Here is a 13,787-nt window from a genome sequence, read left to right as displayed (position 1 = left end):
GCGCGAGGCCGATGAAGAACAGCCAGGGCTGAGCCCATTCGATGCCGAAAAGGTGCAGCGACCCGCCATTCAGAAAGCGCATGTAGCCGACGCCACCGAAGGTTACGATGAAGGCACCAATCGCGGCCAGAATGGGCCACGGGCTTGGGTCGATGATGTGGTAGTCGTGATTCTTCTGATGCGCATCGGCCATGTCAGCTCCCCCGAATGTCTGCCTTCGCATCGTCTCCGGGCATGGCCGGAAACGAGTCTCAATCAAAGTTTCTTTTCAACTTTCTCTGCTCCACCCGCATTCGAAGCCACAGGCTTGGGACCTTCTTTCGGGTAGAACGTATATGATAGCGTGACCGTGTGGATGTCTTTCGACTCGACGGCCTTGGTAATATCCGGATCGATGTAGAACACCACCGGCATCTCGAGCCTCTCGCCCGGCTTCAGGTCGGTCTCGTTGAAGCAGAAGCACTGGACCTTGTTGAAGTAAGCTCCCGCTTCGCCGGGCGTGACATTGAAGACCGCCTGGCCACGCTGCGTTTCATTGGAACGGTTCTCGGCCACGAAGTTGACCTGGATGGTCTCGCCGATGCGCGGATTGACCTCGCGCTGGACCGGCTTGAAATTCCAGAACAGACCCGGCGCCACATTGGCGTCGAAGGTGACGCGCATCGTGCGATCGAGAATAACGCTCGAAGCCTGATCGACGCGCTGCGTCGTGCCGTTATAGCCGGTCACCTGGCAAAACATGCGATACAGTGGCACGGCGGCAAAGCTCATGGCTCCCATGCCGACGACGAAACTCAGGCACATGAAGACGACGGCGCCGTTGTTGCGACCCTGCTTCGCCGGTGCCTTTGCGCTCTCACTCATCGGTTCAGCCTCCGTGCCCCGTGAACTTCACGATCGTGACGGCGTAGAAGAGAACGCAGAGAGCTCCAAGTACGAGGCCGAGAGCGACGTTCCGGTTGCGGCGCGACTTGCGCTGCGCTTCGGTGAGCTTGACGGTTTCCATCAGAAGAGCCCCCCCGTCTGGGAGACCAGCAGCCAGGCGAGCCGGTCAAGCATCAGGGCAGAGAAGATCGCGAATAGATAGAAGATCGAGAATGCAAACAGCTTCTTTGCCGGGATCATCTTGAGATCGCCATCCGGCATGCGCCAGACGGCGATGGAACAGTATATGAAGAACGCGCCGAGCGCGGCCGCGACAAGGCCATATCCAATGCTCGCAAAGCCGAGGACGGAAGGGATGACAGCGCACACCGCCGTCAGCACCGCATAGGCGACGATCTGGTGTTTGGTCGTGCGCTCACCGGACACGTTCGGCAGCATCGGCACGCCGACCGCTTCGTAATCGCGCATCTTGAAGAGCGCCAGCGCCCAGAAATGCGCCGGCGTCCATAGGAAGATGATGAGAAACAGAACAGTGCTCTCGATCGTCACCGAGTTCGTCACGCAGGCCCAGCCGATCATCGGCGGAAAGGCGCCGGCGGCACCGCCGATGACGATGTTTTGCGGCGTCGAGCGCTTCAGCCACATCGTGTAGACGATCACGTAGAAGAAGATCGTGAAGGCGAGGATCGAGGCCGAAAGCCAGTTGACGGCAAGGCCAAGGATGGTGACCGAAAAGCCCGAGAGCACGAGGCCGAAGGCCAGCGCTTCCCCCGGCCTGATGCGGCCGGCCGGGATCGGCCGGCGTGCAGTGCGGGTCATGATGGCGTCGATATCGGCATCGTACCACATGTTGAGCGCGCCGGAGGCGCCCGCACCCACTGCGATGCACAGGACCGAGATCAAGCCCAGAAGAGGATTGATGTGGCCGGGCGCCAGCACCAGACCGGCAAACGCCGTGAAGACCACGAGTGACATCACACGCGGCTTCAGCAACTCGAAATAATCGCGCGCACTGGCTTCCGACAGGCGATATTCCCCCTCTTCCGCAAGCACCTCGTGACTGTTTATGACCGGCATTCCTTCGTCCTACATTCAAGCCCGGACGCCGCATCTGCATGCGGCGCCGAAATTCAGTTCTTACTTAATACGCGGGAGTTGTTCCCACTGGTGGTACGGCGGCGGCGAAGGCAGCTGCCATTCGAGCGTGGTGGCACCCTCGCCCCAAGGATTGTCGCCCGCGACGCGCTTCCTCGCAAAGGCTTCGAAAACGCCGAAGAGGAAGATCAGCACACCGAAAGCCGAGATATATGAGCCGACCGAGGAAACGAAGTTCCAGCCGGCAAACGCATCCGGATAGTCGATGTAACGGCGCGGCATGCCCGCAAGCCCGAGGAAGTGCTGCGGGAAGAACACCAGGTTGACGCCGATGAACATAACCCAGAAATGCAGGTGGCCAACGAACTCGTTGTACATGTAGCCGCTCATCTTCGGGAACCAGTAGTACCATGCAGCGAAGATGGCAAACACGGCGCCGAGCGACAGAACGTAGTGGAAGTGGGCCACGACGTAGTAAGTGTCGTGCAGCGAACGGTCGAGACCGGCGTTCGCCAGCTGAACGCCCGTCACACCGCCGACCGTGAACAGGAAGATGAAACCGATCGCCCAGACCATCGGCACGCGGAAGCTGATCGAACCGCCCCACATCGTCGCGATCCACGAGAAGATCTTGACGCCCGTCGGAACGGCGATGACCATCGTCGAGAAGACGAAGTAGCGCTGGGCATCGAGCGACAGCCCGACCGTATACATGTGGTGGGCCCAGACGACAAAGCCGACGGCACCGATCGCCACCATAGCATAAGCCATGCCGAGATAGCCGAAGATCGGCTTTCTCGAGAAGGTCGAGATGATGTGGCTGACCATGCCGAAGCCCGGCAGGATCAGGATGTAGACTTCCGGGTGACCGAAGAACCAGAACAGGTGCTGGTAGAGAATCGGGTCGCCGCCGCCTTCCGGCGCGAAGAAGGACGTGCCGAAGTTGCGGTCGGTGAGCAGCATTGTAATGCCGCCTGCCAGAACCGGCAGCGAGAGCAGCAGCAGGAACGCGGTGATCAGAACCGCCCAGGCAAAGAGCGGCATCTTGTGCAGCGTCATGCCCGGAGCGCGCATGTTCAGGATCGTGGTGATGAAGTTGATCGCGCCGAGGATCGACGAGGCACCAGCAATGTGCAGCGAGAAGATCGCCAGGTCGACGGCCGGGCCCGGCTGGCCGACGGTTGCGAACGGTGGGTACATCGTCCAGCCGCCGCCTGCGCCATAAGCGCCCGCGGGGCCCTCGACGAACATCGAGAGCACGAGCAGCAGGAAGGCCGGAACGATCAGCCAGAAGGAGATGTTGTTCAGGCGCGGGAAGGCCATGTCCGGCGCGCCGATCATGATCGGCACCATCCAGTTGGCGAAACCGCCGATCATCGCCGGCATGACCATGAAGAAGATCATGATCAGGGCGTGAGCGGTGGTGAACACGTTGAACATGTGCTTGGCGCCGTCGATCGCGGCGTCGCCTTCGAAGCCGTAGACCATCGAGGCCAGGCCGTGGAAGATCTGGATGCCCGGTTCCTGCAGTTCCATGCGCATGGCGACGGACAGCGCACCGCCGATGATGCCGGCGATGATCGCGAAGATCAGGTAGAGCGTGCCGATGTCCTTGTGATTCGTCGAGAAGAACCAGCGATTGACGAAGCTCGGCTTGTGCGAGTGGTCGTGATGATCGTCATGCGCATGGGCGTCATGAGAATGATCGTGAGCGGAAGGTCCAGCCATTGTCGCGATCCCCTTCTAATTACTGAACGTTTTCGGCGACGTCGACAGACTTTGCCGGACCATCGGTGGCGGCCATCAGGGCCTTGTAAGCTCCAGGAAGGTCCGTAGCGGCGGCCGTGAGCCACTGCTTGTACTTGTCCTCGGAGACGACGCGGATGGCGATCGGCATGAATGCGTGGTCCTTGCCGCAGAGCTCGGAACACTGGCCATAGAACAGGCCTTCGCGCTCGGTCTTGAACCAGGTCTCATTGAGACGGCCCGGAACAGCATCGATCTTGACGCCGAAGGACGGCATTGCGAAGGCATGGATGACGTCGGTCGGCGCGGCGGTTACGAGAACACGGACTGTCTTGTTGACCGGCAGCACGACCTCATTGTCAACTGCGAGCAGGCGCGGATAGGCGGCAAGATCGGTCTTGCCGGCAGCGGCGCGATCCGGCTCCTTCAGCAGATAGGAGTCAAAAGCGAGCGGTGAATCGCCGGTGCCCTCATACTCATAATTCCACTGCCACTGGGTGGCAGTCGCCTTCAGCGTGATATCCGGATTTTCCGGAAGGGTGAGCTGCTCCGTCAGAAGATTGAACGACGGAACGGCAAGGAAGAGAAGAACAAGAACCGGCCCTACGGTCCAGATAACTTCGATGATCGTATTATGGCTTGTCCTCGACGGTACCGGATTGGCGCTAGCGCGGAACTTGACGCAGGCGACGATCAAAAGCACCAGGACAAACAGCGTGATCGGAACGATGAACCACAGCGTATACTGCTCGAACCAACGGATTTCCCGCATTATCGGCGTTGCGGCCGGCTGCAGCGTGGCCTGCCACGGCATCGGCTGATCGGCTAAACTGGCTGAAGCAAAAAGCAGACAGACCAAAGCGGTCACGGCTGCATAAGCCTTCTTAATCACCTCAATATCTCCCTAAACCAGACCGGCGTCGAGCCCGACGCAGTCCTTCCATCCTCCGTCGTGTCAAACCACAGTTTGCCATCAACCGCAACTAGCCAAAGCAATTGTATATGCGGCATTTTCGTCCAAGGCCGAATTCGGCTGCAACACGAAGCATTGCCGAAGATTCCACCATCCTACGAAAAGCAATCGCCGGTGAATCCCTTCCGGCATTATCGGCGAAGGTCCTATTTCTGCCGCAGTCCCCCGGTTTTGACGGGGTGGGGCTTTTCATTTGCAATGGTGGCCTTCAACAATAGCGGCACTGATTCGAATTCCAGAGGTTTCCATGGGTTTCCATTCCCTCGCGCGGTCGCTCATTCTGACCATCAGCATCGCCGCCGCCGCGACAGCACCCGTACTCGCCCAGCAGCAGCCGGCACCGAAGCCCCCTGCCCCACAGCCAGCGCCGGCGCAGCCCACCGCCCCGCAGCAGGCAGCGCCCGGCCAGAGTCAGCCGCAGGCCCCCGGAACGGTTAAGTCCAATCACGGCGCGTGGTCGGTCGTCTGCGACAAGCCAGCCGGCGCCTCCGCTGAGCAGTGCGCGCTGATGCAGAACGTGATCGCCGAGGACCGGCCCGAAGTCGGCCTCTCCGTCGTCGTGCTGAAGACCGCCGACCGGAAATCGAAGATTCTCCGCGTGCTGGCGCCGCTCGGCGTGCTGCTGCCCAACGGGCTCGGTCTCAATGTCGACGGCAAGGATATCGGCCGCGCCTACTTCGTGCGCTGCTTTGCAGACGGCTGCTATGCGGAGGTCGTTCTCGAGGACGAGCTTCTGAAGACTTTCCGCAGCGGCAAGAGCGCCACCTTCATCGTCTTCCAGACCCCGGAAGAAGGCATCGGCATTCCGGTCGATCTCAAGGGCTTTGCGGAAGGCTACGACGCGCTGCCCTGATAAGGACTTGCTCCAGCTGCTCTGCGGACCTACATCGGCCTGGAAGCGTTCCTGCTTCGAAGCGGAGAATACGACCATGAATACCGACCTGCTGACGCTGTTCGACGCCGACGAAGCGGCGATGCGTAAACTCGTTGCCGAGGCGCTTTCCGGCTCGGATGACGGCGAACTCTTCATCGAGCATGCGCAGGCGGAATCGCTGATGTTCGACAACGGCCGCCTGAAGGGCGGCAGCTTCAACACGGAGCAGGGTTTCGGCCTTCGCGCCGTCGCCGGCGAAGCCGTCGGCTACGCACATGCGGGCGATCTTTCGGTTGCGGCATTGAAGCGCGCGGCAGATGCCGTGGGCGCCGTCACGAAAGGCTACTCCGGCAGCTACGCGGCAGCCCCTCAGGGCACCAACAAGAAATTCTATACTGACGAAAATCCGATCGGCTCGCCGACTTTCGAAGAGAAGGTGAAGGTCCTGACCGATATCGACGCATATCTGCGCGGCAAGAACGACAAGGTGCGCCAGGTGACCGCATCGGTCGCCGCGAGCTGGCAGGTCGTGGATATCCTGCGCGCCGACGGCCATCGCGTGCGCGACATCCGTCCGATGACGCGCATCAACATCTCCGTCATCGTGGGTGAAGGCGACCGGCAGGAAAGCGGCTCCTATGGAAGCGGCGGTCGCATCGGCTTTGGCGATTTCATCGCGCAGGGCAGCTGGCAGTACGGCGCGGATGAAGCCTTGCGCCAGGCGCTCGTCAACCTCGAAGCGATCGAGGCGCCGGCCGGCACGATGGACGTCGTGCTCGGCTCTGGCTGGCCGGGCGTCATGCTGCACGAAGCTGTCGGCCACGGTCTCGAAGGCGATTTCAACCGCAAGAAGACATCGGCCTTTGCAGGCCTGCTCGGCCAGATGGTCGCCGCCCCCGGCGTCACCGTCGTCGACGACGGCACGATCGACAACCGCCGCGGCTCGATCACGATCGACGATGAAGGGACGCCGTCCGGATACAACGTGCTCATCGAAAACGGCAAGCTCGTCGGCTACATGCAGGACCGGCAGAACGCCCGCCTGATGGGGATGCAGCCGACCGGCAACGGCCGGCGTCAGGGCTATGCGCATGTGCCGATGCCGCGCATGACCAACACCTATATGCTCGGCGGCGACAAGACGCCGGAAGAGATCATCGCCTCGGTGAAGAAGGGCATCTACGCCGTCTCCTTCGGCGGCGGACAGGTGGATATCACGTCTGGGAAATTCGTCTTTGGTTGCACCGAAGCCTACCTCATCGAAAACGGCAGGATCGGCGCACCGATCAAGGGTGCGATGCTGATCGGCAACGGTCCGGACGCCATGAAGCGTGTGTCGATGATCGGCAACGACATGAAGCTCGACACCGGCATCGGCAATTGCGGCAAGGCCGGCCAATGGGTCCCGGTCGGCGTCGGCCAGCCGCACCTTCGCATGGACCAAGTGACCGTCGGGGGCACGCAGGCCTGACCCGTCCGGAGGCAGTGATGAGCGATATCAAGATCAGACCCTTCGCCGCCCCAGACATCGATGGCGTCTTCTCGGTTATCCTGCCGATCCAGCGCAACGAATTCGGTATCGCGATCACGGCCGACGACCAGCCGGATCTGCAGGTGATCCCGGATTTTTACCAGTCCCGCAAGGGCCAGTTCTGGGTGGCCGAGCTTGACGGCGTCATCGTCGGCACGGTCGGCCTCAAGGACATCGGCAACAACCAGGCGGCGCTTCGCAAGATGTTCGTCGCCGCGGTCGTGCGCGGCCGCGAGCATGGCGTCGCGGCGAGGCTGCTGAATGCGCTCTTCTCCCATGTCGAAGCCAACGGCATTCGGGAGGTCTTTCTCGGCACGACCGACAAATTCCTCGCCGCGCATCGCTTCTACGAAAAGAACGGCTTCGTCGAGATCACCCGCGCCGACCTACCCCGCTCCTTCCCCGTGATGGCGGTGGACAATAAGTTCTACCGGCGGACTGTCAGCTGGAAATCTTGAAAAACCCAACGCGATAGGTTATTTTCGGTCATGGTGACAATCTTCCGGGCCGATGGGCTGAGGTTCGTGATCTTCGTCGACGACCATGAACCAGTGCATGTCTTCGGCGACGGAGAAGCAAAGATCAACCTCCTCGGCGCTGACGGGCAGCCCGCGCTGATTTGGGCCGACGGCATGAAGCGTGGCGACCTGCGCCGGGCATGAAGATTGTTGAAGATCAACAGGATGCCTTCCTTGAACGATGGAGGAATATCCATGGCTAATCTGACGGATAGGGAAATTGATGAGGCCCTAGAGCGCGGCAACCGCAACCGCGTCAATGAACCCCGGGCGCTCTCCGCGCGCTATGACGCGCGCAGCGACAGAATGATTATTGATCTCACCAACGGGTGCACTTTCGCATTCCCGCCCCACCTTGTGCAGGGCCTTGAGGAAGCCAAAGACAACGATCTGACGGAGGTCGAAATACTCGGCGCCGGATATGGACTCCATTGGGAGGCGCTCGACGTCGATATTTCGGTGCCCCGGTTTCTCGCCGGCATATTCGGAACACAATCCTATATGGCCCGCCGTGCGGGCAGCGCCAGATCGGCGGCAAAGGCGGAAGCGGCGAGAGCCAATGGCGCAAAAGGCGGACGCCCGCGCAAGGCCGTGGGCTGAATGCCTTTCAAGGCCTGAACAGCCACTTGCGCTCGATCGAGGGCGTAAGGTCGATGCCGTTGTGACGGGCGAAGAGCAGGATATGACCGAGCATGTCGGCCGTCTCGTCGGCAAGGTCGCGCTTCAGCTCGTCGGGCGTCTTGCCTTTCAGGCGCCCTCTTCCGCTCACGCGGTTCCAGGCTTGCGTGAGTTCGCCCATTTCTTCCTGCAGCTTCAGGAGATACCAGTCCGGATCCCTTTCGATGCCATTTGCCTCGGCATAGCGGCGGGAAGAGGATTCGAATTTTTCCGCGACTTCGGCAAGCATCAGCGTTCTCCTTTTGTGCCAAGAAAGGAAAACGTCGATTCGTCCGGATTGTCCAACAGCTCTACCGTTCGGAGCTTAGCTGTGATCGCCGAGCAGCACGCAGTCGTAGGAGCGCTTCTTGAGCGCTTCGCAGGCTGCCGTGGCAGCGTCCTTGCTGTCGAAGCCGACGAAGCGCGCCCGGTAGACGGCGTTGGTGCCGGTGCCGACAGCTTCCGTGTAGGGAGACGCCGACTTCAGCGGCGCGCCGCCTTCGGACTTTGCCAGCGAGAGGAGCGCGCGGGCAGCCTCGGCGCTCGGAGCGGCCGAAATTTGGATCTGCCAGCCGCTGGCCGGAGCCTGCGGCTTGCCGGCATTGGCGATTTCATTAAGGGCCGCCGGGCGGTCCGTGGGAACGGCTGCGGTGTTGGAGTAGCCGAGAGCGAACGGAATTTTGGCGGGGCGCCCGCTAGCCGGCGCCATCGCAGAAGACGCGACGCCCGGGAGAGAAACATCGGTGTCGGCGGCGGAGGCAACCTCGACCTGCTGCTTGGCACCGGCGCGGGCAACGAGCGTACCGCCGTTGGATCCGCGGCCGAGATACTTGTCGAGAAGTGCTGCCATTTGAGCGTCGCGGCTGCGAGCCGTGCGGCCGCCGAGGACAACGCCGACGACGCGACGGTTGCCATCTTGAACTGCACTCACGAGATTGAAGCCGGAAGCATTGGTGTAACCCGTCTTGATGCCATCCATGCCCTGATAGCGATACATCAGGTTATTGTGGCCGCGGACCGTCTTACCTCTGAAATTGAAGGAGACCATCGAGAAAAGGCGATACTCGTTCGGATAGTTCCTGAGCAGCGCGACGCCAAGCATCGACATGTCGCGGGCCGTCGTCACCTGACGGCTGTCCGGCAGTCCGGAAGCGTTGTAAAACGTGGTGCGGCTCATGCCGAGCTGGCGCGCCCTTTGGGTCATGACACGCGCGAAATTGTCTTCGGAGCCCGCAAGCTTTTCGCCCATCGCGGCGGCCGCGTCGTTGGCAGACTTCACGATCATGCCATAGACGGCCTCGCGCACCGTGATCGTTCCACCTGCCCTCACGCCAAGCTTGGTCGGCGGACGGCTGGCTGCGTACTTGGACATGACGATCGGGGTCTCCCAACCGATCTTGCCGCGCTTCAGCGCCTCGAAGGTCAGGTAAAGCGTCATCATTTTGGTGAGCGACGCGGGATAATTCAGCACATCGGCATTCTCGGACGCGAGAACCGTTCCGGTTCGAGCGTCAAGGATGAGGGAGGCGCTGCCGGCCATGGCCGCGATCGGTGCCGAAACGGCAAACGCCACGGAAAGAAATGCGGCCAGCAATCTTTTCATTTTTCCCTCAATCAAGTGCCGCGTGCGGCGAAGCCAATATATGTACCGTTCTGCGACAGAAGCGCGGATTTGGCGCGACTCTAGGAGCAACGGCCACGGATTTTTGAATTTTCTCTTTTCTTGGTGAACGGACCCTAAAGATTTCGTCCGGAAATGCAACGTTCAGCAAGGCTTAACATCATAATTGTTAGGCTCTCGCGTTATCTGGGAGGCGGCAAACGGATGCTGTGGAAAAGTCGCGCGAAGCGGATGGTCATCAAATGCGGCCTCGAAGCCGCACATCTGCTTGCGGCTACCGGGCTCATGCGCAACGCACGCGGGCGCGGCGCAATCTTCACCCTGCACCATGTCAGACCGCACGAGCCGCACGCTTTCGAGCCGAATGCGCATCTGGAAGTTACGCCGGAGTTTCTCGACGCGGCGCTGACGCGGCTTGCGCGGGACGGCTACCGGTTCGTCGCGCTGGATGAGGTTCCGGCATTGCTGTCCGGCCAGCGAGGCGATCAGCCATTTGCAGCCTTCACACTGGACGACGGCTATCGGAACAACCTCGTTTACGCCTATCCGATCTTCGAGAAGCACGCCGCGCCTTTCACCGTGTTCGTGGCGAAGGGTCTTACCGAACGCACCCATACGATCTGGTGGGAGACGCTTGCCCCTGTCCTGCGGAAGGCGGAAACAGTGCGCTTCGATTTCGGCGCAGGCGAGGAGAGCATCACTCTCGCGACATCGGCCGACCAGTACCGGGCATTCTCACGATTTGCAAACCACGTTCACCGCACCGACGAGAGCTTGGCGACCGCAAAGATCGACAGGCTCGCCCGCGACCACGGCATCGATCCAGAGGAACTCGTCGACGATCTCGTGATGGGGCCGGCAGAACTCAATCTGCTCGAAGCGAGCCCGCTGGCCTCCCTCGGCGCGCATACGATCAGCCACCGCGCGCTTGCACGCCTTCCCGAAGCCGAAGCGCGGGAGGAAATGGCACTTTCGGCCGATCACGTGACGGAAATCACCGGCAAGCGGCCCGGCACGATCGCCTTTCCGTACGGCACGCGCGAGGCCACAACCCGTCGGGAGGCGGCGATCGCGGCCGAGATGGGGTTCAAGGTGGCGGTGACGACCCAGCCCGGTATCATGCAACCCGGCTTGCCCGGCGGCACGACCTACCTGCCGCGGCTCTCGCTCAATGGCCTTTACCAGAAGCCGCGGTATGTTTCGGCACTCGCCTCCGGCATACCGCTGAAGCTGATCGGCCGGTAGGATCAGGACGTAAACCGGGTTACGGATACATCCGCACCTTTTCCCAATCGCCCTCCGGCGCAGTACGGCGGAACTCGACGCGGTCGTGCAGGCGGAAGTTCTGGTCTTTCCAGAACTCGATCGAAACCGGCTTGATGCGGAAACCGGACCAATAAGACGGCCGCGGAATTTCACCGATGGCATAGCGCGCGGTATATTCCGCCACGGCTTTTTCCAGAGCAAAGCGGCTTTCCAGCTGGCGCGACTGCTTGGAAGCCCAGGCGCCGATGCGGCTGCCGCGGGCTCGCGTTTTGAAATAGGCGTCTGCCTCTTCGTCCGTTACGATCTCCACAGGACCGCGCAGGCGCACCTGCCGGCGCAGCGTCTTCCAGTGGAAACACATGGCTGCTTTTTTCTGTCCGAGGAGTTCGCGGCCTTTCTGACTTTCGAAATTCGTGTAGAAGACGAATCCTTCGCTATCGAATCCCTTAAGGAGGACCATGCGGACATTGGGCAGGCCATCCTCATCGACCGTCGCAAGTGCTACGGCATTCGGATCGTTTATCTCGGAAGCCTCGGCTTCTTTCAGCCATTCCGCGAAAAGCTTGAATGGCTCGTCGCGTTCGGTAAAGTCACCGCTTGTTAACTCATTTGCCGACATATTAGCTCAAATGCCCCGGGTTTATCGGTTAAATGCCCAGCTATTCACGACTGGACAGGACGCAGGGTGGAAGTCATAGCAAAGTCACATCGCCATACAAAGGCCTTGTCGCATCGTTGCGGCGCGCTGTTGGTTATTGCAACGGCGATGCTGTCGCTTTCGGGCTGCATGACGGGCGGCTTTGATTTCCTGAGCGACTCGAAGGTGGACCGTTCGGTTGCTACCGGCACCGTGCCGCAGGCAGCGCCGAGCACGGACACGCTCTCCGACGAAATGACCGTTCGCAACGCGGTCACCTCCGCCGACATCGGAAAAATTGCCGGCCAGCCGCTTCCCTGGGCGAATTCCTCCACCGGCAGCGCCGGGGTCATCGACACGATCGTCGAAAACAACGATGCCGGCCAGGTCTGCCGCCAGTTCCGCACGACGCGTCACTCCTATGCAGGCATCGCCAAGTTTTACGGGAAAACCTGCCTCGTCGGCGGCGGCAACTGGCAGCTGCTGAGCTTTCAGCCTGAAGGCTGATCATTTCATTTCACGCTATGCTTAACCGCGGCGAGCGGGCGCGTCGCATGCTTAGCAAAAAGCTAACCATTTGCAGCGAAAGCCGCATTCCTCGTCCTTAAAATAAGGACTGATTAGCAACTCTGACGCACGATCGGCTTGCAGGCGCGTGTTCCGGTTTTCCGGCATGCGCATGAGTTGTTATTGGCTTTCGGCGTGCTGGGCAAGGACGGGCACGCTGCATCGGAAACGGCAGTTTACTATATGCGCGATCCTTACAAGGTTTTGGGCGTCCCTCAGGACGCGGGGACAGACGAGATCAAGGCAGCCTGGCGCAGCAAGGCCAAGGCCGTTCATCCGGACCATAATCAGGGCGATCCAACGGCAGCCGCTCGTTTCGCCGAGGTCGGCCGTGCCTATGAGACACTGAAGGACCCCAAGAAACGCAGCCTTTTCGACACGGCCGCCCGCATGGCTGAGGCGCGCGTGAACGGCGAGACGATCATGCAGCAGCGCCAAGCCGCCCGCGAGGCGGCGGCCCGCGCCAAGGCGGCGCAGGCAAATGCCGAACGGGTCATGGAAGAACTCGCCCGCGCCAACGCGCAAAAGGCGGCGAAGGCCGCTGCCGAGACGGCAAAACAGCAGCACGCCAGCCCGGAAGCCCCAGAGGATGTGGTGGAGCGCATCTTTGGTGCGCAAACCAAGGCCGCGGGTGCCGCGGCCGCCAGCACACAGGCAAACGCCGGCAGGCGTGCGGATGCGGAAACGGCGAAGACCGAAGCAGAAACAGCAAAGGCACAGGAAGAGAGTGCGGAGACGGCTACTCCAGCCAACGGTATTCTTCAGCCCTTGAGCATGCTGACATCGCTCGTGCGCCGCTTCACCAGCAGCGCGCCCGCCCCGGAAAAGGCACCGGACCAGCTCGCGCAGGCAACCGTGACGATAGACGACATTCTGAAGGGCAACTGGATCAACGTGCAGCTCGGTGAAGGCCGCGAGGCAGGTTTCGCATTGCCGGCCGGCACGCGGGAGGGCCATCAGGTACGGCTGAAAGGTCAGGGCTACAAGCTGCCGAACATGCAACGCGGCGACGCGATCATCAGCGTCCACATCGCACCGGACCCGCGTTTTACGGTCGATGGCTTCGATCTCCACACCGTACTACCCCTGACGCTCGAGAATGCCGTTCTCGGCACCCAGGCACGCATCGAGGCACCGAACGGGCCGGTCGACATAACGGTTCCCGCCTGGTCGGGATCGGACAAGACGGTCCGAATCCCCAATCAGGGCTTGCCCGACGACAATGGCGAAAGAGGCGATCTGGTCGTGGAGTTGCGCATTATGCTGTGGGAAAAACCGGACGATAAAGTCACGGATCTCATGAGAAGCATGCGCGAAGGGCTGTTTTTGTGAAATTTTGGTGACAAGCGCACCCTTTGTTACCATACCTAACAGTTGATGATTGCTCGCAATCTTGAACCGGTGAACGGCCTATGCC

At 61.0% G+C, this 13,787-nt stretch carries 16 protein-coding genes and 1 pseudogene; 8 read left to right on the top strand and 9 right to left on the bottom strand.

Features of this window, described 5'->3' with window-relative positions; translation table 11 throughout:
• From ACPYOI_RS31025 to coxB, 6 genes and pseudogenes are all read right to left on the bottom strand, one after another.
• Positions 1 to 193, bottom strand: a pseudogene (locus ACPYOI_RS31025) (cytochrome c oxidase subunit 3); the annotation flags it as partial.
• Positions 194 to 255: 62 nt separating this feature from the next.
• Positions 256 to 864, bottom strand: coding sequence for a cytochrome c oxidase assembly protein (locus ACPYOI_RS31020; RefSeq protein WP_481417803.1), 609 nt, complete (start codon positions 862 to 864; stop codon positions 256 to 258).
• A gap of 4 nt (positions 865 to 868) precedes the next feature.
• Complete coding sequence (locus ACPYOI_RS31015; protein WP_168828633.1) at positions 869 to 1,006, bottom strand: hypothetical protein; 138 nt, start codon at positions 1,004 to 1,006, stop codon at positions 869 to 871.
• The gene (locus tag ACPYOI_RS31010; protein WP_481417802.1) at positions 1,006 to 1,962 is read right to left on the bottom strand and encodes a heme o synthase; all 957 of its coding nucleotides are present in this window, start codon (positions 1,960 to 1,962) and stop codon (positions 1,006 to 1,008) included. The genes ACPYOI_RS31015 and ACPYOI_RS31010 overlap by 1 nt, the downstream gene beginning before the upstream one ends.
• Before the next feature lie 60 nt (positions 1,963 to 2,022).
• A complete protein-coding gene (gene ctaD, locus ACPYOI_RS31005) occupies positions 2,023 to 3,708 on the bottom strand; it encodes a cytochrome c oxidase subunit I (protein WP_481417801.1) in 1,686 nt (561 codons plus the stop codon).
• Between the two features lie 19 nt (positions 3,709 to 3,727).
• Positions 3,728 to 4,618, bottom strand: a complete 891-nt coding sequence (gene coxB, locus ACPYOI_RS31000) for a cytochrome c oxidase subunit II (protein ID WP_481417800.1) — start codon at positions 4,616 to 4,618, stop codon at positions 3,728 to 3,730.
• A gap of 328 nt (positions 4,619 to 4,946) precedes the next feature.
• Here coxB and ACPYOI_RS30995 point away from each other — a divergent pair, with 328 nt between their 5' ends.
• From ACPYOI_RS30995 to ACPYOI_RS30975, 5 genes are all read left to right on the top strand, one after another.
• Positions 4,947 to 5,552, top strand: coding sequence for an invasion associated locus B family protein (locus ACPYOI_RS30995; protein ID WP_481417799.1), 606 nt, complete (start codon positions 4,947 to 4,949; stop codon positions 5,550 to 5,552).
• 76 nt (positions 5,553 to 5,628) lie between these two features.
• Positions 5,629 to 7,044, top strand: coding sequence for a metalloprotease TldD (tldD, locus tag ACPYOI_RS30990; protein WP_168828628.1), 1,416 nt, complete (start codon positions 5,629 to 5,631; stop codon positions 7,042 to 7,044).
• A 17-nt stretch (positions 7,045 to 7,061) separates the two neighbouring features.
• A complete protein-coding gene (locus tag ACPYOI_RS30985) occupies positions 7,062 to 7,562 on the top strand; it encodes a GNAT family N-acetyltransferase (protein ID WP_481417798.1) in 501 nt (166 codons plus the stop codon).
• 30 nt (positions 7,563 to 7,592) lie between these two features.
• Positions 7,593 to 7,766, top strand: coding sequence for a DUF4160 domain-containing protein (locus ACPYOI_RS30980; RefSeq protein ID WP_481417797.1), 174 nt, complete (start codon positions 7,593 to 7,595; stop codon positions 7,764 to 7,766).
• 51 nt (positions 7,767 to 7,817) lie between these two features.
• The gene (locus tag ACPYOI_RS30975) at positions 7,818 to 8,222 is read left to right on the top strand and encodes a DUF2442 domain-containing protein (RefSeq protein WP_481417796.1); all 405 of its coding nucleotides are present in this window, start codon (positions 7,818 to 7,820) and stop codon (positions 8,220 to 8,222) included.
• A 7-nt stretch (positions 8,223 to 8,229) separates the two neighbouring features.
• Here ACPYOI_RS30975 and ACPYOI_RS30970 read toward each other — a convergent pair whose 3' ends face one another.
• Together ACPYOI_RS30970 and ACPYOI_RS30965 are read right to left on the bottom strand one after the other, a co-directional pair.
• A complete protein-coding gene (locus ACPYOI_RS30970; protein ID WP_481417795.1) occupies positions 8,230 to 8,529 on the bottom strand; it encodes a pyrophosphatase in 300 nt (99 codons plus the stop codon).
• A 75-nt stretch (positions 8,530 to 8,604) separates the two neighbouring features.
• Positions 8,605 to 9,882 (bottom strand): serine hydrolase, encoded by a 1,278-nt coding sequence (locus ACPYOI_RS30965; protein ID WP_481417794.1) that lies wholly within the window; start codon positions 9,880 to 9,882, stop codon positions 8,605 to 8,607.
• Between the two features lie 222 nt (positions 9,883 to 10,104).
• Here ACPYOI_RS30965 and ACPYOI_RS30960 point away from each other — a divergent pair, with 222 nt between their 5' ends.
• Positions 10,105 to 11,145 (top strand): polysaccharide deacetylase family protein, encoded by a 1,041-nt coding sequence (locus ACPYOI_RS30960; RefSeq protein WP_481423825.1) that lies wholly within the window; start codon positions 10,105 to 10,107, stop codon positions 11,143 to 11,145.
• A gap of 19 nt (positions 11,146 to 11,164) precedes the next feature.
• Here ACPYOI_RS30960 and pdxH read toward each other — a convergent pair whose 3' ends face one another.
• On the bottom strand, positions 11,165 to 11,785 hold the full coding sequence (gene pdxH, locus ACPYOI_RS30955; RefSeq protein ID WP_481419965.1) for a pyridoxamine 5'-phosphate oxidase: 621 nt from the start codon (positions 11,783 to 11,785) through the stop codon (positions 11,165 to 11,167).
• Between the two features lie 66 nt (positions 11,786 to 11,851).
• Between pdxH and ACPYOI_RS30950 the strand changes: the two genes are divergently transcribed.
• Positions 11,852 to 12,310 carry an RT0821/Lpp0805 family surface protein gene (locus ACPYOI_RS30950; RefSeq protein ID WP_481419966.1) on the top strand — a complete coding sequence of 153 codons (459 nt, stop codon included), beginning with the start codon at positions 11,852 to 11,854 and terminating at the stop codon, positions 12,308 to 12,310.
• A gap of 243 nt (positions 12,311 to 12,553) precedes the next feature.
• Positions 12,554 to 13,702 carry a DnaJ C-terminal domain-containing protein gene (locus tag ACPYOI_RS30945; RefSeq protein WP_481419972.1) on the top strand — a complete coding sequence of 383 codons (1,149 nt, stop codon included), beginning with the start codon at positions 12,554 to 12,556 and terminating at the stop codon, positions 13,700 to 13,702.
• The last annotated feature ends 85 nt before the right edge of the window (positions 13,703 to 13,787 follow it).

This window comes from Rhizobium sp. SVR5-2C (assembly GCF_056755115.1).
The sequence above is the reverse complement of the archived record's forward strand: the minus strand, read 5'-3'. Positions and strand labels throughout refer to the sequence as shown.

Bases quoted from the DNA above. Each gene is read 5' to 3' on its own strand.
- ACPYOI_RS30945 (WP_481419972.1), top strand. From the start codon at position 12,554: ATGCGCGATCCTTACAAGGTTTTGGGCGTCCCTCAGGACGCGGGGACA.
- ACPYOI_RS30965 (WP_481417794.1), bottom strand. From the start codon at position 9,882: ATGAAAAGATTGCTGGCCGCATTTCTTTCCGTGGCGTTTGCCGTTTCG.
- ACPYOI_RS30980 (WP_481417797.1), top strand. From the start codon at position 7,593: ATGGTGACAATCTTCCGGGCCGATGGGCTGAGGTTCGTGATCTTCGTC.
- ACPYOI_RS30975 (WP_481417796.1), top strand. From the start codon at position 7,818: ATGGCTAATCTGACGGATAGGGAAATTGATGAGGCCCTAGAGCGCGGC.
- tldD (WP_168828628.1), top strand. From the start codon at position 5,629: ATGAATACCGACCTGCTGACGCTGTTCGACGCCGACGAAGCGGCGATG.
- ctaD (WP_481417801.1), bottom strand. From the start codon at position 3,708: ATGGCTGGACCTTCCGCTCACGATCATTCTCATGACGCCCATGCGCAT.
- ACPYOI_RS31020 (WP_481417803.1), bottom strand. From the start codon at position 864: ATGAGTGAGAGCGCAAAGGCACCGGCGAAGCAGGGTCGCAACAACGGC.
- ACPYOI_RS31015 (WP_168828633.1), bottom strand. From the start codon at position 1,006: ATGGAAACCGTCAAGCTCACCGAAGCGCAGCGCAAGTCGCGCCGCAAC.
- pdxH (WP_481419965.1), bottom strand. From the start codon at position 11,785: ATGTCGGCAAATGAGTTAACAAGCGGTGACTTTACCGAACGCGACGAG.
- ACPYOI_RS30985 (WP_481417798.1), top strand. From the start codon at position 7,062: ATGAGCGATATCAAGATCAGACCCTTCGCCGCCCCAGACATCGATGGC.
- ACPYOI_RS30995 (WP_481417799.1), top strand. From the start codon at position 4,947: ATGGGTTTCCATTCCCTCGCGCGGTCGCTCATTCTGACCATCAGCATC.
- ACPYOI_RS31010 (WP_481417802.1), bottom strand. From the start codon at position 1,962: ATGCCGGTCATAAACAGTCACGAGGTGCTTGCGGAAGAGGGGGAATAT.
- ACPYOI_RS30960 (WP_481423825.1), top strand. From the start codon at position 10,105: ATGCTGTGGAAAAGTCGCGCGAAGCGGATGGTCATCAAATGCGGCCTC.
- ACPYOI_RS30970 (WP_481417795.1), bottom strand. From the start codon at position 8,529: ATGCTTGCCGAAGTCGCGGAAAAATTCGAATCCTCTTCCCGCCGCTAT.